The organism is Nonomuraea sp. NEAU-A123 (genome assembly GCF_018603905.1).
Classification (GTDB): Bacteria; Actinomycetota; Actinomycetes; order Streptosporangiales; family Streptosporangiaceae; genus Nonomuraea.
This window is the reverse complement of sequence record NZ_JAHFZZ010000008.1, coordinates 444,339-461,641: the sequence shown is the minus strand read 5'-3', so window position 1 is coordinate 461,641 and position 17,303 is coordinate 444,339. Positions and strand designations below refer to the sequence as shown.

General features: G+C 68.8%; 14 protein-coding genes. 10 read left to right on the top strand and 4 right to left on the bottom strand.

Features of this window, described 5'->3' with window-relative positions; translation table 11 throughout:
- The first annotated feature begins 56 nt into the window (after nucleotides 1-56).
- From hflX to KLK06_RS27245, 8 genes are all read left to right on the top strand, one after another.
- Complete coding sequence (gene hflX / locus KLK06_RS27280) at nucleotides 57-1,469, top strand: GTPase HflX (protein ID WP_214638574.1); 1,413 nt, start codon at nucleotides 57-59, stop codon at nucleotides 1,467-1,469.
- 427 nt (nucleotides 1,470-1,896) lie between these two features.
- Nucleotides 1,897-3,105: an imidazolonepropionase gene (hutI, locus tag KLK06_RS27275; RefSeq protein ID WP_214638465.1), complete on the top strand. Its 1,209-nt coding sequence runs from the start codon at nucleotides 1,897-1,899 to the stop codon at nucleotides 3,103-3,105.
- A gap of 13 nt (nucleotides 3,106-3,118) precedes the next feature.
- Nucleotides 3,119-3,931 carry a DegV family protein gene (locus tag KLK06_RS27270; protein WP_214638464.1) on the top strand — a complete coding sequence of 271 codons (813 nt, stop codon included), beginning with the start codon at nucleotides 3,119-3,121 and terminating at the stop codon, nucleotides 3,929-3,931.
- An 870-nt stretch (nucleotides 3,932-4,801) separates the two neighbouring features.
- On the top strand, nucleotides 4,802-5,293 hold the full coding sequence (locus KLK06_RS61645; protein ID WP_214638463.1) for a ComEA family DNA-binding protein: 492 nt from the start codon (nucleotides 4,802-4,804) through the stop codon (nucleotides 5,291-5,293).
- Between the two features lie 481 nt (nucleotides 5,294-5,774).
- Nucleotides 5,775-8,318 (top strand): ComEC/Rec2 family competence protein, encoded by a 2,544-nt coding sequence (locus KLK06_RS61640; protein WP_374197152.1) that lies wholly within the window; start codon nucleotides 5,775-5,777, stop codon nucleotides 8,316-8,318.
- 309 nt (nucleotides 8,319-8,627) lie between these two features.
- Nucleotides 8,628-8,945, top strand: coding sequence for a hypothetical protein (locus tag KLK06_RS27255; protein ID WP_214638462.1), 318 nt, complete (start codon nucleotides 8,628-8,630; stop codon nucleotides 8,943-8,945).
- Complete coding sequence (locus KLK06_RS27250) at nucleotides 8,920-9,369, top strand: ATP-binding protein (protein WP_308168470.1); 450 nt, start codon at nucleotides 8,920-8,922, stop codon at nucleotides 9,367-9,369. The genes KLK06_RS27255 and KLK06_RS27250 overlap by 26 nt, the downstream gene beginning before the upstream one ends.
- 297 nt (nucleotides 9,370-9,666) lie before the next feature.
- A complete protein-coding gene (locus KLK06_RS27245; protein ID WP_214638461.1) occupies nucleotides 9,667-10,230 on the top strand; it encodes a dihydrofolate reductase family protein in 564 nt (187 codons plus the stop codon).
- A 420-nt stretch (nucleotides 10,231-10,650) separates the two neighbouring features.
- Here the strand turns inward: KLK06_RS27245 and KLK06_RS27240 are convergent, their stop codons facing one another.
- On the bottom strand, nucleotides 10,651-12,189 hold the full coding sequence (locus tag KLK06_RS27240) for a DUF1349 domain-containing protein (protein WP_214638460.1): 1,539 nt from the start codon (nucleotides 12,187-12,189) through the stop codon (nucleotides 10,651-10,653).
- A 142-nt stretch (nucleotides 12,190-12,331) separates the two neighbouring features.
- Here KLK06_RS27240 and KLK06_RS27235 point away from each other — a divergent pair, with 142 nt between their 5' ends.
- Complete coding sequence (locus KLK06_RS27235; protein WP_214638572.1) at nucleotides 12,332-12,994, top strand: response regulator transcription factor; 663 nt, start codon at nucleotides 12,332-12,334, stop codon at nucleotides 12,992-12,994.
- Nucleotides 12,991-14,097, top strand: a complete 1,107-nt coding sequence (locus tag KLK06_RS27230) for a HAMP domain-containing sensor histidine kinase (RefSeq protein WP_214638459.1) — start codon at nucleotides 12,991-12,993, stop codon at nucleotides 14,095-14,097. The genes KLK06_RS27235 and KLK06_RS27230 overlap by 4 nt, the downstream gene beginning before the upstream one ends.
- Nucleotides 14,098-14,539: 442 nt before the next feature.
- Here the strand turns inward: KLK06_RS27230 and KLK06_RS27225 are convergent, their stop codons facing one another.
- The 3 genes from KLK06_RS27225 to KLK06_RS27215 form a co-directional block, all read right to left on the bottom strand.
- On the bottom strand, nucleotides 14,540-15,430 hold the full coding sequence (locus tag KLK06_RS27225) for a phosphotransferase family protein (protein WP_214638458.1): 891 nt from the start codon (nucleotides 15,428-15,430) through the stop codon (nucleotides 14,540-14,542).
- Nucleotides 15,431-15,432: 2 nt separating this feature from the next.
- Nucleotides 15,433-15,894, bottom strand: a complete 462-nt coding sequence (locus KLK06_RS27220) for a hypothetical protein (RefSeq protein ID WP_214638457.1) — start codon at nucleotides 15,892-15,894, stop codon at nucleotides 15,433-15,435.
- A 379-nt stretch (nucleotides 15,895-16,273) separates the two neighbouring features.
- Nucleotides 16,274-17,134, bottom strand: coding sequence for a helix-turn-helix transcriptional regulator (locus KLK06_RS27215; RefSeq protein ID WP_214638456.1), 861 nt, complete (start codon nucleotides 17,132-17,134; stop codon nucleotides 16,274-16,276).
- Nucleotides 17,135-17,303: the final 169 nt, after the last annotated feature.

Below are 17,303 nucleotides of genomic sequence, written 5' to 3'. Positions count from 1 at the left end.
TCACCATCGGGGAAGACACTCCGGTGTTCAGACGTTGCCTATTAGAGATGACACGAATGCACGAATACTCCGCGCGCGACGAGTTCGAGACCGGCGAGATGGACCTCGAGGAGCGCCAGGCGCTACGCCGCGTGGCGGGCCTCTCTACCGAACTCCAAGACGTCTCCGAGGTCGAATACCGCCAGCTGCGGCTTGAGCGGGTCGTCCTGGTCGGCGTCTGGACCTCAGGCACGGCCGAAGACGCCGAAAACTCCCTGCTGGAGCTCAAGCTCCTGGCCGAGACGGCCGGCTCCGAGGTCCTCGAGGGCCTCATCCAGCGCCGCCAGAAACCCGACCCGGCGACGTACATCGGCTCGGGCAAGGCGCTCGAACTCCGCGACGTGGTCGACTCGACCGGCGCCGACACCGTGATCTGCGACGGCGAGCTGGCCCCCGGCCAGCTCCGCCAGTTGGAGGAGACGGTCAAGGTGAAGGTCATCGACCGCACCGCGCTGATCCTCGACATCTTCGCGCAGCACGCCAAGAGCCGTGAGGGCAAGGCTCAGGTCGAGCTGGCCCAGCTCCAATACCTGCTGCCCCGCCTGCGTGGCTGGGGTGGCAACCTGTCCAGGCAGGTAGGCGGACGCGCCGCGGGCGGCGTCGGCATCGGCGGCCGCGGCCCCGGTGAGACCAAGATCGAGCTGGACCGGCGCCGCATCCGCGAGCGCATGGCCAAGCTGCGGCGCCAGATCAGCGGCATGTCCACCTCGCGCGACACGATGCGCCACCGGCGCTCCCGGCGCGAGGTCCCGGCCGTGGCGATCGCGGGTTACACCAACGCCGGCAAGTCCTCCCTGCTCAACCGCATCACCGGTGCGGGAGTGCTGGTGGAGGACGCCCTGTTCGCCACCCTCGACCCGACCGTACGCCGGGCGCACACGCCTGACGGCAGGCTGTTCACGATCGCCGACACCGTCGGCTTCGTCCGCCACCTGCCGCACCAGCTCATCGAGGCGTTCCGCTCCACGCTGGAGGAGGTCGCCGACGCCGACCTGATCCTGCACGTGGTCGACGGAGCCCACCCTGACCCGGAAGGTCAGCTCGCCGCCGTACGCGAGGTCTTCGCCGACATCGAGGGCGCCTCCGACGTTCCCGAGATCGTGGTGATCAACAAGGCCGACGCGGCCGACCAGGAAGTGCTGGACCGCATCGCCAGGCGCGAGCGCGACAGCATCGTGGTATCGGCGCGCACCGGTGCCGGCATAGCCGACCTGATGGCGCTCATCGAACGCGAGCTGCCCAGGCTCGACCACGAGTTCGTGCTGCTGGTGCCGTACGACAGGAGCGACCTGATCTCGCGGGCCCACAAGGAGGGCGAAGTGCTCTCGGTGGACCACGTGGCGGACGGCACGATCCTGCACGCACGCGTGCTCCCGAGCCTGTTCCAGGAGCTGGAGCGGGCCGGCAAGCCGGTCGAACGCGTCTCTTAGCGATCGTAGCGGGCAGCTCCGCCAAAATCCCTGCAGAGCTGCCCAAAGGCGGCAGTGGTCCCTGAACGCTGGGATTGCTAGGATAAGCCGAGTCTTACGACACTAATGGCGCGGGTTTCGGATGATCGCTGCTGTGAGCGAGATCGTGTGCGGGGGCCACAGGGGATCGATGGGGCTGAGTGGCGGTTGGGATGAGTGGGCTTTCTTCCGAATAACCCTGTACAGCAAGCCCACCTGTGAAATAACGTAACTGAACTGAAATCGCCGGATCATGAGTCCGACGATACGGTCACCGCACAGCCATAGCGGATGAGAGCAGGAGACCCCCCATGTCGTCCGGACCCGGAGCCGACTCAGTGGGCGCGGCGCGAGCCGTGCGCTGCTGGGTGCTGTGCTCACCTGGGGGATCCCGCGGGGCGGTGATGCGGTGACCGTTCGGCTTCTGACCAATATCGGCCGCCTCTGGACCGGCAACGAGGTTCTCAGCAACGCGGCCATCCTCGTACACAACGACCGGATCGCGTGGGTCGGGCGGGCGCCCGATCTGCCGCAGAGCGTTCCCGGTGTCGTTGACGACATCGTCGACGTGGACCACGTCGAAAACCTGGGTGGCGCACTCGTCACGCCCGGCCTCATCGACGCGCACACCCACCCGGTCTACGCGGGCAACCGCTACGCCGAGCTGGCGATCCGCACCGGCGGCTCCACCTCGTCGGCGATCACCGCGGCGGGCGGCGGCGTGGGCTCGACCGTCACCGTGACCCGCGGCACCGACCCATGGACCCTGTGCAACGGCGTGCGCGAGCGGCTGCGCGGCTGGCTGCTCAGCGGCACCACGACCGTCGAGGCCAAGACCGGCTACCACCTCACCCGCGACGGCGAGCTCGCCGACGTGCGGCTCCTGCGCGAGCTGGAGAAGGAGCCGATGATGCCGCGGGTGCACGTCACCTTCCTCGCGGCGCACGTGGTGCCGCCGGAATACTTCGGCCGTCAGCGCGAATACGTCGAGGCCGTGGGCGCCTGGTGCGCCGACGCGGCCGCCGCCGGTGCCGACCGCGTGGACGTCTACTGCGACGAGGGCCACTTCACCACCGAGGAGTCCCGCTGGGTGCTCGCCTCGGGCCGCAACGTCGGCTTGCTGCCGCGCATCCACGCCGGCCTCTTCAGCCGCCGCGGCGCCGTCCAGCTGGCCGCCGAGCTCGGCTGCGCCTCCGCCGACGGGCTGCACCACATGTCCGAAGAGGACATCGCGATCATGTCCCGCTACGGCGTGCCCGCCGTGGTCTGCCCCGCGACGGCGCTCCAGCGCGGCCACCTGCCGCCGGTCCGCCAGATGATCAAGCACGGTGTGCAGATCGCGCTCGGCAGCGACCACAACCCCGGCTACTGCGGCATCACCTCGATGTCCCTGGTCATCGCGATGGCGGTGTCGGCGTTCGGGATGAGCGTCAACGACGCGCTGCGGGCGGCCACGCTCGGCGGCGCCACCGTGCTGGGCGCGCCTGACCGCGGCGTCCTGGCTCCCGGCCGCCTGGCCGACATCGTCCAGTGGGACGCCGACCACGAGGGCGCCTTCGCCTGGTCCTTCGGCCTCAAGCCGCGCCGGGTCTGGCGGGGTGGAACCCCCGTTCAGTAGTTAATCTCGGACTATGCCGCCATCGGTGCTCGTGGTCACGGATTCAACCGCTTACCTACCTCCGGTGCCTGGTGTCGCTTTTGTACCTGTTCAGGTGACTTCCGGTGGTTTGTCGTACGACGAAGGCTTATTCACCGGCGACCTGTCGTCGGCGACCACCTCCAGACCCGCACCCGCGCGCTTCGCCTCGTGCTACTCATCGCTGGCGGCCGGCGGCGCTTCGGGCGTGGTCTCGATCCACCTGTCGGGCGAGTTCTCCGGTACGGCCTCCGCCGCGCTGCTGGCCGCTGCAGAGTGCCCGGTGCCGGTCGAGGTCATCGACAGCCGGTCGATCGCCATGGGGCTGGGCTACCCGGTGCTCGCCGCCGCCCGTACGGCCGCGGCGGGCGGATCGCTCGCGGAGGTGGCGGCCGCCGCCCGGCGGTGCGCCGCGCGGACCCGCACGTACTTCTACGCCGACACGCTGGAATACCTGCGGCGAGGCGGGCGCATCGGCACGGCGGCCTCGCTGGTGGGGTCGGCGCTGATGATCAAGCCCCTGCTGCACCTTGTGGACGGGCGGGTGTCGCTGCTGGAGAAGGTACGGACCGCGGGCCGGGCCATCGCACGGCTGGAGGACCTGGCGGTGGCGGCCGCGGAGGGCGAGGCGGGGGTGCGGGTGGCGGTGCAGCACCTGGGGGCGCTGGGACGGGCGGAGGGGCTGGCGGAACGACTGGCCAAGCGGCTGCCTGGGATCGTGGAGATGCGGGTGGTGGAGGTTGGGGCGGTTATCGGGGTACATGTGGGGCCGGGAATGCTGGGACTGACGGTCACCTCGGCCGACTAGCCGTACTGACCACGGACGTCTGACCGCTCGCTTACTTCGGGGCACGACGGAGGTCTGACCATCCGCTCACTTCGAGGGCCGACGGACGTCTGACCGCTCGCCCACTTCGAGGTTTGACGGACGTCTGACTGCTCGCCCACTTCGAGGCCCGATGGGCGTCTGACTGCTCGCCCACTTCGACGTCCACGTGAGTGGTCCGCGACCTCGCACGACTGCTCCAAGCCCTCACCGACCTGCCCGCACTGGCGGAGGTCCACGTCCGCGGACGACCCAGAACCCATACCGACCGCGACCCCCGACTTCGTCCAGACCGCTGCCTCACCATGTTGTCCACAGGCTGGCTCACGATGCCTCGGCTATCCCCAGAACCTCGTTCACCGCTCCGCGAGCCCCAGCCGGTCTCGTACCTTCGCTGCCGTGCGCAACCACGATGCGACAGCCGAGCGGACCATCGCCGAGTCCCGCCTACGGTCGATCACAAGCTCCAGCCTGCCCGGCGGCGCACTCCAAGACCCGCATGCCCCGCCCAGGGGGGTCGGCCGGCCTACGCTCCCGCCTGAGTCGCCCCTGGGGTCAGGTCGCCCGCTGCCCCCGCAAGCCGCGCCTCTGGGACCCGGCTCACCCCCGCTCCCACACGACCCGTCCCTGGGGTCAGGTCGCCCGCTGCCCCCGCACGCCGCGCCCCTGGAACCCGGCCCACCCCCGCTCCCGCATGACCCGACCTTGAGGCCAGGTTGGGCTCCGATCCCACCCTCGTTCGAAGCCTTTCGCCAGGCCGTCACCGCCAGGCCCCCCGCCTCCCTAGACCCCGGCAAGCCAGGTCTGCGCATCCTGATAGCCCTGGGCGTCCTGGCCGCGGTGGTGGCAGGCGTGATCGCGTGGCGTTCCCAACCCACCCCGGAGCCCCTCCCCGCCCCGATCCCCAGCCCAGCGGTGCCCTCCAGCCCATCTCCCACGGCCAAGGTGACCGTCCACATCACCGGCAAGGTCCACAAGCCGGGCCTCTACACCCTTGCCATGGGAGCAAGGGTGGCCGACGCCGTGACAGCCGCCGGCGGACCCCTTCGCGGCACTGCCACATCCTCGATCAACCTGGCCAGACGCCTGGTAGACGGCGAACAGATCGTCATAGGCGCCCCATCCGGCCCCACCCAGGCCGACCCCGCCACCACGACACTCGACCTCAATTCGGCCACCCCCGACCAACTGGAGCAGCTCCCAGGGGTGGGCGAGGTCCTGGCGGCCCGCATCGCCGACTTCCGTACCACGCACGGCGGCTTCACCAGCATCGACCAGCTGCGCGAGGTCAGCGGCATCGGCGCGAAGAAGTACGAGGAGATCAAGGGAAAGGTCCGCATCTGACATGCCCCACGACCTTCCCGCCTCCTCCCACTCCTGGTCCCTGGCTCTCCCCGCTCTGGCCGCCTGGGCCACCGCACTCACCCTCCTGAACTTCTCCCCGACGACGGGCTTGATCGTCTCCACCCTGGCCACTGGGTCCGCGGCGGCCCTCCTGGCAGTCCCCAGGTTCGCGCGCGTACACAGACACTCCTCGCTCACCCGCCCGCTACTGACACCTTCCGCACCCACCCATGCGCCCACGACGCCTTCCGCACCCACCCGCGCGCCCACGACACACTCCTCGCCTGCTTGTACGCGCTCACCGCTTACCCGCACGGCTCTAACGTGCTTCTCACCTACCCGCGCCCTCACGCGCTTCTGGCCTACCCGCGCCGTATCATGCTTCTGGCCTGGACACCCGCTTCCTGCACGCTTCCGAGGCGCCTGCTTCCGGGACGCCTGCTTCCGAGCCGCACGCTTCCGAGGCGTCCGCTTCCTCTCCGTGCTCAGGCGGATTGTGTCAGTTCGTACGTCCTCGGGACCGGTTCCCGGCGCCGCTCGACGGCTCTGGCGCAACGTGGGGATCGCGACTCTCACCTGTGTCGCCGCGACCTCGGCTTCGGTAGCCCTCCGCGTCCACGCTGTGAGCACAGGCCCGGTGGTCGCCCTTGCGACTCGCGGGGCACAGGTCACCGCACAGATCACCCTCACCGACGACCCGAAGGTCAGACGCCACCGAGGCGGACGCTTCACCCAAGACCGAATAGTCGTCCCCGCCACCCTGACCCTGCTCCAAACCCCGGCAACCCGGCTGGCCGTGGACACCCCCGTGATCGTCTTCGCCCAAGGCCCCGAATGGACCCGCCTCCTCCCAAGCCAGCGCCTGGAAGTAACCGCCCGCCTCGCCCAGGCAACCCCAGGCGACCTGATAAGCGCCGTCCTCCTTGTCCGAGGCCCACCACATGTCCTCACAGCCCCGTCATGGATCCAAGCCACGGCAGGCACCCTCCGAGCGGGTCTACGGACGGCCGCAGACGTACTCCCGGCAGACCAGCGCGGCCTCCTGCCAGGCTTGGTCGTAGGCGACGTCTCCCGCATGGACCGACAACTCACCGCCGACCTCACCGAAGCAGGCTTGAGCCACTTGAACGCGGTGAGCGGCGCGAACCTGGCCATCGTCGCAAGCGCCGTCCTGGCCGTCTCCCGCCTGGCAGGACTCCCGCTCGCCCTGAGAGCCGTCCTCGCCGCCGTCGCCATGATCGCGTTCGCCGTGGTGGCGAGGCCCTCGCCGAGTGTCCTCCGGGCCCTGCTCATGGGCTTGACCGCCGCCGTAGCCCTCGGCACAGGCCGGACAAAGGATGGCGTTGCGGCCCTGTCGGTGTCGATCCTGCTGCTCATCCTGTTCGACCCCGAACTGGCCCACTCGTACGGCTTCGCCCTGTCGGTATCCGCCACCGCCGGCATTCTCCTCCTCGCTCCCCGCTGGCGAGCCCGCCTCACCGGCCCCGACCTGGTGGAGACCCCGGCCAATGCCGCCATCCACGCCGACTCGAACGACGAGAGGCCCGTTTCCACCCGGGCCAGCGATACCGGCCGCCACAGCCACTCAGCACCCCGTGGCGCCGCCACATCTGATCCGGCGTTCGGTGGTGGTGTCGGGTCGGCTGCGGTGTTTCGTGGCGCTGTCGCCTCCGACTCGGTACTTCGTGGTGCCGTCACGGTCGATAGGGCGTTTGACGGTGCAGCTACATCCGATGACGTCCTGGCGTCTCCGGCGCCGCCCTCTGACCCGGTCTGCTCTCCGCGGGGGCGTCGGCTGCGGCTTCCTCGATGGGTGGCGGAGGCGGTGGCCGTGTCTGCGGCGGCGCAGGTCGCTGTGACACCGGTTCTCGTGCTGATGTCCGGCCAGCTCACCCTGGTGGCGATCCCTGCCAACCTGCTCGCGGGCCCGGCAGTGGCGCCCGCGACCATCCTTGGGTTCGTTGCCGCGCTGGTGGCTCCCCTGTGGCCTCAGGCGGCTCAATGGCTGGTCATCCCGGCCGGGTACGCGGTCGGTTGGATCATCATGGTCGCCCAGTGGGCCGTGGGCGTGCCGCTCGCCACACTTCCGTGGCCGGGCGGGCTTCCGGGGCTCGGCCTCCTGGTGATCGCCGTGGCGGTGGCGATCCCCGTGCTTCGACGCCGTGCCTGGCGGACGGTGGCTCTCACGATGGCCGGCGTGGCGCTCGTGGTCGTGCTCGTCGTTCGTCCCGTGGCCAAGCCATGGCCGCCCCCGAACTGGCTGATGGTGGTCTGCGACGTCGGGCAGGGTGACGGCATCGTGCTGGCGGCCGATCCCGGCCGGGGCATCGTTGTCGACACCGGCCCGGACCCCGTCGTCATGGACCGCTGCCTTCGCAGGCTGGACGTACGCGACGTACCCCTGCTGCTCCTCACGCACCCGCACGCCGACCACGTGGACGGTCTCCCCGGCGTACTCAAGAACAGGCACGTCGGCGCGGTCATCGTCAGCCCGCAACGCGTCGCCCCGCAGGAGAGCAGCCGCATCGCGACCATCCTCGCCCGCTACCGGATCCCTGAGTGGACACCGCCCTCGGGCAGCCGGTGGCAACTGGGCCCGTCCGAGGTGACCATCCTCGCCCCAGATCCGGCGCAGGGTAAGGCCGGTGGCCAAGGGGAAGGCAGCTTGATCAATAATGCCAGCGTCGTGGCCCGCGTACGCTGGCGAGCAGGCTCGGCCCTTCTGAGCGGCGACATCGAGACCGAGGCCCAAGACGAACTGCTGCGCCGCCTCGCCCCGAGAGCAGACATACTCAAGGTCCCGCATCACGGCTCGCGCCGGCTGGACCCGGCCTTCTTCGCATCTGTCGGCGCTCGCGCGGCACTGATCAGCGTGGGCGCCGACAACGACTACGGCCATCCAGCCCCGTCAACGATCGCGCTCCTGCAACGCCTCGGTGCCCGCGTCTACCGCACCGACCAGTCAGGCGACCTCGCGGTGATCGATCAGGACGGACGGCTGGCGGTGGTCGCTCGTGGCCCGTAGCGCCGGCCGTATGTGCAGTCGAGTGCGAGCAGGTCCTGTGTTCGGTCGGGTGAGAGAGCCGGCTGCGCGCGAGTGAGCTGCCGCTGCCGCTGCTGCTGCTGCCGGTGGCGGTGCCGGTGTGGATGTGTTCGGCCGGTCTCGAGGTCCGGGCATGTGGTTCTACACGTGAGTTTTGGTACCGGCGGCGCGTAAGTCTTGGTACCGGTCTGTAGCCGGGTGGTGACGGTTCAGCGAGTTTTGGTACCACCGCCGACGTTGTGGTGAAACGCTGGGTGCGCTCTGGGGCATGAGGGGGCGTATGCGGTGCGAATGACCAAAGTGGAGTTGTTCGCCGCCATCCGGCGTGATGCCCGGGTGGAGGGGTTGTCGCAGCGGGCGCTGGCCGCCAAGTACGGCGTGCATCGCCGGATGGTGGCTGAGGCCTTGGCATCGGCCTGGCCCCGTCCGCGTAAGAAGATGCCGCCTCGCCAGTCGCGGCTGGACCCGTTCAAGCCAGCCATCGATCAGATGCTGTGGGCGGATCTGAGCGCTTCTCGAAAGCAGCGTCACACCGTCCGCCGGATCTTCCAGCGGCTGGTGGCCGAGCAGGAATCCGCTCTGCCTGATCGGCGACTCGGGGACCGGTAAGTCCCACCTACTCATCGCCCTGGGCGCCGAGGCCGCCATGGCCGAGTACCGGGTCAAGTACGTGCTGGCTGCCAAGCTGGTCAACGAGCTCGTCGAGGCCGCCGACGAACTGATCCTCAACAAGACGATCGCCCGCTACCGGCGCTTCGACCTTCTCTGCATTGACGAGCTGGGCTACATGGAGCTCGACAAGCGCGGCGCTGACCTGCTGTTTCAGGTGCTGACCGATCGCGAGGAAACCGCCAGCGTCGCCATCGCCTCCAACGAGAGCTTCGGCGGATGGACCAAAACCTTCACCGAGCCACGCCTCTGCGCCGCCATCGTCGACCGGCTCACGTTCAACGCCACCATCATCGAGACCGGGACAAGCTCCTACCGCATGGCTCAAACCCGCGCCCGAGCACAGGCCGGCGAATCGGCTTGATCACAGTGTCATGCGTCAAGGAGTTGGCAGGGTTTGATCTTGGTATAGCTGGGCTCAGTACGTGTACGTTTAGCCTCCGGTTAGTGAGATTTCACCGTACGGGGTATCTGCAACAACGCAGATCACAGCGGTGGCGGCGGGCTCGTCTCGTCCCCGCCGGTACGTCGGAGGTTTCCTTTCCGTACGGAGCATCTGCTTGGCGTGGTGGTCAACTGGCCCTCGGTGTGGCCTGACCGATGAGTTTTGCGCGCCGTGCTGGTCTGTATGCCGAATACCGACTCACGGGAGGCTGACGCCATGCGGAAACTGACCTTCGCCATGAACATGAGCCTGGACGGCTACATCGCCGCGCCCGGCGACGACCTCGGCTGGAGCGTGCCGAGCGACGAGCTGTTCCAGTGGTGGTCCGACCGGGTGGACGCGACGGGCCTGGCGCTGTACGGGCGCAAGCTGTGGGAGGCGATGAGCTCCCACTGGCCGACCGCCGACAAGCAGCCGGGTGCCACACCGGCGGCGATCGAGTTCGCCGGCCGCTGGCGGGACATGCCGAAGGTGGTGTTCTCCTCTACGACCAGCACGGTCGACTGGAACACCCGTCTGGTCACCGGCGACGCGGTCACCGAGATCACCAGGCTCAAGGCCGACGACGGCGGCCCCATGGACATCGTCGGCGCCACACTCGCCGCGGCGGCCATGCGGGCCGGGCAGATCGACGAGTACGCGATCGTCACCCATCCGGTCCTGGTGGGCGGCGGCACGCCGTTCTTCACAGCCCTGGACAACTGGGTGAACCTGAGCCTGGTGGAGACCCGGACCTTTCCCGACGGCGTACTCCTGACCAGGTACGAGACCAGGCGCTGAGTGCCCGACGGCGGATCAGCGCGGGCTTCGGGCCGCCCAAGGATCTCGTGGCGCTGTGTTCCGAGGCGATCGTGACGTCCCTGCCGGATCGATCCTGTTCTACACCGCAGACGGTCCGTCCGGATAGGGATCTCCTAACGGACGACCGCCACGCAGACGACTGGCCAGCTCGCGCCATCGGCATCGGGCATCTCCTCGGCGCCCTCGCACTGCCCTATGACCTTCATCAGCAGTGGCAAGAGCTCTGGCGGCCTTGCGACTGGTACCAAAACTCGTTCGCCGAACGACCCCTCAAGATCGAGAACTGGTCCCATAACTCACGCGAAACCCGGTACCAAGACTCGTTCGTCAAACCAGGGCATGATTCCGGCATTGTCTTGAGCCCGTATACCGGGTCGTGCCGACCGGGTTTCTGTGCCATTAGGGGAGCGGAACCTGAAATGAAGCTTTCCTGCGCTGTGCCGCCATCGCCGCCCCGAGGGCGAGGGCGGCATATCCGCAGGTCACGGCCAAGCCTGCCCATGGCGGGAGCGGGTAATAGCCCGCGAACAGTGACTGGTTCACGTCCACATGCGCGAACGTGGGGATGCTCTGCGTGATCGCGAACCCGGCGGCAGGGGTGATCATCAGCAACCATGGCACCAGACCCGCGATCGCCAGAAAGTAGGGCACGACGACCAGCGCGATGGCCAGCCCGATGGCGACGATGCCCCGCTTGACCAGCGCGGCCAGGCCCAGAGCCAGTACGGCGGCGGCTGCGGTCAGCGCCGCGTAGCCGACGATCACCCGCAGCTCGGTACCCAGGGTGATCGGCTGAATCGGGTTCTGATGGGCACGCAGCATCGCCAGGCCGACAGGGACCACGACCCCCGAGGTCACCAGCCCCGCCACGAACGCGACCGCGCCGACCACCGTGGCCTTGGCCGCCAGCCGCCGCGCTGGATGCGGCTCGGCCGGCAGGCCGGTCCCGATCAGCCCGCGCCGGCGTTCGGCCGTGAAGAACGTGACCGCCACCACGAGCACCAAGATCAACCCCACGCCCCCGCCGATCAGCATGAGGTCAGCGCGCACACCGCCCTCCATCGTGGCCGGCCCGATGTCACCACCCCCGGTCACGATGAGCTTGTCGCCGGACTCGACGACCCCGCCCGGGTGATGGGGGGTCTTGCCGTCGGACTCCATGGTGACGCCGACGTCGTCGCGGCGCCACGAACCGTTCGCGCCCTGCAGCGTGATCTGGTCGAAGGTGGCGGTGGCCTGGGCGAAGGCTTCCGCCATCTCCCACAACGCGCCTGGCGAGGTGGCGAACAGCCCGATCTCGACCGTCGGCGGCAGCCCGGTCAGCTTGACCGTGCTGACCTCGGTCCACGTCTTGCCGTCGTCTGACTCGTAGCCGGCGATGGTGTCGCCCGACCTGGTCAGCCGCAGCCACTGCGGGCCATTGTGCGGACCGCCGGGCACGTCGTGGGTGAAGTTGTCCTGCATCCGCACGCCGTGATCTCCGGTGAGCATGACGGCGGCATACGGTGTGCCCTGCTTGAGGCTCTGCCTGACGAGGAGCCCGACCTTCGCCCACGGCACCACCCCCTTCTTGATGTTGCGCACCCCGGGTACGGCGTCCGGCAGCCGCATCTGCCCGGTCATGTCCGACACGCGGGCGGTGATGCTGCCGTTCCCCTTGAGCGGCTGGTGCACGAAGTAGTACTTGTCCCTCACCGCCGTGCCATCGGGTCCCACCACTGGCGCGGGGCAGGGGCCCTCCCCCTTCCCGGTCACGCAGGTGCTGCGGACGCCCCCGGCGATCAGCAGTCCGAGCGACACGGTGACCAGCACGGAGGCCGCCATGGCGAGCACCCAGCCCCGCGCGGAGCGGAACTTGGTCCACTCCGCGCGCAGCAACTGAGGGAAACGGTCCTGCCCAGCCCGTTGGCCGGATCGGTCAGGCGTGAATGAACTCATGCCGACGGTTGTACGCGGCACCCGGTTCCAGCCGGGTCGCAGCGGCTGCGACCCGGCTGGAACCGGGGATCTGGCATCGTTGACCCATGGCACCTCGACCCGGCGGCCGCCCCGCCCGCACGACGACCGGCGGTGGGTGGCGGTGAGGGTCCTCGTCGTCGAGGACTTCGAGGTCCTCGCCCGCTCCATCGGCACCGGGCTGCGTCGCGAGGGCATGGCCGTCGACGTCGTCCTGGATGGAACCGACGCCCTCGACCGTTTGGCCGCCACCCGCTACGACGTGGTGATCCTCGACCGCGACCTGCCCGGTGTCCACGGGGACGAGATCTGCCGGCGACTCGCCCACAGCCGCTGTGAGACCCGTGTACTGATGCTCACCGCCTCCGGCACGATCGAGGACCGCGTCGACGGGCTCAGTCTTGGCGCCGATGACTACCTGCCCAAGCCGTTCGCGTTCGCCGAACTGGCGGCCCGGGTCCGGGCTCTGGCCCGCCGTGCCACCCCGCCGCTGCCGCCCACTCTGGTATGTGGGGACATCACCCTCGATCCGGCCCGCCGTACCGCGTTCCGGGCCGGTCGGCGCCTTGAGCTGAGCCCCAGGGAGTTCGCTCTGCTCGAATGCCTGCTCGCCGTACCCGGGCTGGTCCTCTCCGCTGAGGAGCTGCTGGAGCGTGTCTGGGACGAGGCCGCCGATCCCTTCAGCAGCGCCGTCAAGCACACCATGCACCGGTTGCGGGCCAAGCTCGGCGACCCGCCCGTGATCGAGACCATCCGAGAAGGCGGCTACCGCATCGGACCGTCATGACCTCCCACAAGCTCGCCAGAAAGTCCCTGCAGACGCGGCTCACGCTCGCCTACGCGGCGGGCATCTACGCCGCCGGGGTCTTCGTGCTCGTCTTCGTCGACGTCCCCCTCGCCAGCATCCAGGCGACCATCCCCAAGGGCCGCCCCGCATCGAGCGCGATCACCGAAACCGAGCCCGGGGTCAGCCTGCCCCAACTTCTCGCCGGATCCGCCGTCGCCCTGGTCATTCTGATTCCCGTCGCCCTGGCTCTCGGCTGGTACGTCGCCGGCCGGTTCCTGCACCCCCTGCGCGCCATCACCGCCACCGCCCAGATCATCTCCGCCGGCGACCTTCACCGGCGCCTTGACCTCGGCGAGCCCACGGACGAGCTGACCGAGCTCGGCCACACCTTGGACGACCTGTTCGCCCGCCTGCAGGCGTCCTTCGACGCGCAACGCCACTTCGTCGCCAATGCCTCCCACGAGCTGCGCACTCCTCTCGCCGGCCTGCGCACCCTTCTGGAAGTCGCCCTCGCCGACCCCGATGCCGACATCGCCACCCTGCGCTCGGCCTGCCAGGAGGCCCTCGCTCTTGGCGGACACCAGGAGCGGCTCGTTCAAGCGCTGCTCGCTCTGGCCACCAGCGAGCGCGGCGTCACCCGCTGGGACACCCTCGACCTCGCCCACGTCGTCGAAGGAGTGCTCGCCTCCCGCCGCGACCAGGCAACGCAGACAGGCATCGGCCTAACCCAACATCTAACGCCCGCAGTGACGGTCGGGGACCCCAGACTGATCGAAAGCCTCGTCGCCAACCTCATCGACAACGCCATCCGCCACAACCACGCAGACGGGCACATAAAGGTCACCACTCAGACCTCCGGCACGCAGGTGGCCCTTACGGTCACCAACAGCGGGCCAGTCATCCCCGACAACCAGATCCAGCGCCTCTTTCAACCCTTCCAGAAACTGGCGCCTGATCGTCACGGGCGCCGCGACGGTTACGGTCTCGGCCTCGCCATCGTCAATGCCGTCACGCAAGCTCACCACGCCGTCCTTACCACCAGCGCACGCCCCGAAGGCGGCTTGTCCATCACCGTGCGGTTCGCTCATCCGAACCTTCCCTAGCGTCAGAGGACGATGGCGCAGGGGCTCGCGACCGAGGCCGGAGCGCACGGCAATGTTTGGTTCCAGGGCAGGCAGTGGTCGACGAGTTGGCGGCGGCAGGGCTGCCAGGCAAAGGCGCCCGCCCAGGCAAAGGCGCCCGCCCAGGCAACGGGCGCTCGCCCCCCTCCCGGCGAGCGCCCCTTGTCTGGGCGGGCGCCTTCGGCGCGGGCCCAGGGGGGCAGTGGCTCACCACATCTGTGGCCCCCGCCTGGGATCCCCGCCCGAGATCCCGCCGCCTGCGGCCCACGCCTGCGGCCCCCGCCTGTGGCTCAGCGCCTAGGCGGTGGCTCAGCAGTAGGCGGTGCTGAGCGCATCTGTGGTGGCTCAGCACGTAGACGGTGCTCAGCACGTCACCGATGGCTCAGCACGTCAGCGGTGCTCGCCGCGTCGACGGCTCAGCAGGTCACAAGGATTGCCGGTACGAGAGCCACGTCTTCCCCGCGACCGCCGCCCTGGCCCGGAACTCCCGCATCTCCTCCGGCCCGTACCGCGCCTTGTAAATGCGGAACCGCGTCCACAGCGCCGCCAGCCCGATCACCGCGTCGGGCGGTGCGGACGTCCACGACGGCACGCGGGACAGTAGCTCGTCCACCTCTGGTGGGGTGTGTCCGGCTTCGACGAGGCGGGGGGCGAGCATGGCCGCGTCGATCCAGGCCGCGCCCCGAGCGGCGTACGACCAGTCGATCACGTACACGCTTCCCTGCGAGATGAGCATGTTGCTCGAGCCGAGGTCGTAGTGCAGCAGGGTGTTGCCGCGGAGGTCGCTTGGCTCGAACCGTTCGATCGCGGTGTCGTACAGGTCGCGGTCGGCCGGGATGCCCTTGTCGCGTAGGTGGGAGTCCTTGGCCAGGAGCGGCAGGATGTTGTCGATGACCGGCGCTCCTCCCCGGGGGCAGGGGGTGAGCAGGGCGCCGAGCAGGGCGACCGTGTCCAGGACGGCGGGCAGGTCGGGGGAGCCGGGTGTCAGGTCGACGTGGCGGCTGTTGTCGTTGATGTACTCGAACAGCGTCACCAGCCAGCCGTCCTGCTGCCCTCGCCACAGCAGGTGCGGTGCGGGAGCCTCGTCGGGCAGCACGCTCGCCGCCCAGGACTCCGTACGGTGTGCCTTGGCAGCGATGCCGGCTGCCTCGACGGCCTTGATGAACACGCTGTGGTTATCGGTCTGGAGCCGGGCCGCGACGCCGGGCATGGTGCCTTCGCCGGCGGGCTCCGCCTTGATCACCGGGCCGCCGCATTCGAGCTCTACCCTTTCACGTACGCTGACCGGGAGGTCTTCCCATTGCTGGCGGGTCATCTTCATCCTCCACTTCCGGAGTCGTCGGCGCAGCCGGAGTAGCACTGGCCGCATCTGCCGTCGGGGATCCACAACTCGACGTCCACCGGGAGACCGGCGGCACGCATGGCTTGTACGGTGGCGCCGACTCGCTCAGCCGCGGGCCGGAGCGCTTCCCCGGCCGGGTCGTCGGGCCTGTGATGGATGAACCGTCCGGCCACCTGCTCGCAGAACGCCGCGTACTCGCGGGTGTGGAGCAGGAAGGCGTGCCAGCCCTTGTCCACCTCTTCCGAGGGTGACAGACCGGCGTCTGGATTGAGGGCACATGTGGCAAGAAAACCGAGTGTCTGCCGCATGATTCGCTCGGCGTAGGTGTTGGTGGTGCAGTGGTCGCGCGCGACTCGCTCGATCAGCCGATCGAGCAGGCCCACGTCGACGAGGTCGCACGGATCGGTCAGGGTCGACCGATCCAGCAGGGGGATCATTGCCGTACTCCAATCGTGAGGTGGGGGCTGCACGAAGGGATGGGCGCTGCCATGATGACCTGCGCGAACGGCCGCCGTACCGCCTGGCGGTGGTCCTGGGAGCCGGCGGGGAGCGGGCGAGAGCTGTGAGGACGCGGTGCTGGGACTGATACGCCGTAAGTGCGGTCGCGGAGCGCGGACGGCGGTAGTCGCGGGCCGGCGTGTGGAGACGACCGCAGATAAGGCGGTGGGTGACACAGCGGGTTCCTCACAGAGGTGGTTCTTTGCTTGCGGCGGCCGGGGTTTTGGAAGTCCGGGAGCCTTCCGACCGCCGCGAAGTGGTCCGCCTCGAAAGTACGAACCAGCGTCGCCGCAGCTCAAGTAAGTTTCGAAAAGTTTCTTAAAGATCTCGGCGAGCCGCGTCGATACAAGCCAGCGCGGGCTGCCCGTACACCGCTACCTCAGCCAGTGCCGTGAACGCCTTCTCGTAGACGGCGACGTCGTCCGGTTTCTTGATCCGGAACTGCGCCGCCACCCCATCCACCCGGACCTCGCTGGCGTCGTACAGCCAGAAGTTCTCCGGCGGCATGACGGGAGGTTTGCGGGTGTACGGGAGGATGCCGAGGCTGACGTAGGGATTGTCCCGGGTGTAGGTGGCCAGCCTGTCGAGTTGGGCGTTCATCCCGGCGGGGTTCACCATGGGGGTGCGCAGCGTCTGCTCGCCGAGCACGAACACGAAGCGCCGCACGCCGCCGAGCGACTGCTGCTGCGCCATGCGCGCGGCCACGGCCCGGTCCAGGTCGTCGGGTATGCCGCGGAACGCGATGATCGTGGACAGGTGGGCGCGTGCGTACGCCTCGGTCTGCAGCAGGCCGGGCACCGTGGAGTGCTGCCACACGCGTAATCGGGTCGTCCGCTCGTACAGCGGGATGAACGCTTCCTGGACCTGACCGAGTCCGTGCCGTTCCAGGCGGCGCCATTCGGTGTAGAGCGTGTCGATATGACGGGCGGCGGCGAGCAGGTCGGGTATCTCATGTTCGGCGCCGCAGGCGGTGGCCCAGGCGCGGATGTCGTCCTCGCTCGGGACCTGCTGCCCGTTCTCGATCTTGGAGATGCGGGCCTTGCGTCCGCGCCATCCCATGGCCTCGGCCAGGCGTTCGCCGGTCATGCGCTGGCCGTCGGCGGTATGGGCGGTTCGGAGGTCTTTGAGCCGGATGGCAAGCGACATCCGCGCTTCCATGATCGTGCTGTGACTTGTCATGGGTCACCTCGGCTCGGGGCGATGGAGTTGCTTCGAAGCTACGCCCGGCTTCGGCTTCACGTCAGCAGGGTTTCTTGAAAATCATGAAGAAACCCTACTGAGTAGGATTTTGTCGGATGTGGCCGCTGCTGCGGATGTGCCACGCTGCCGGACACGGGTCTGTACGGGC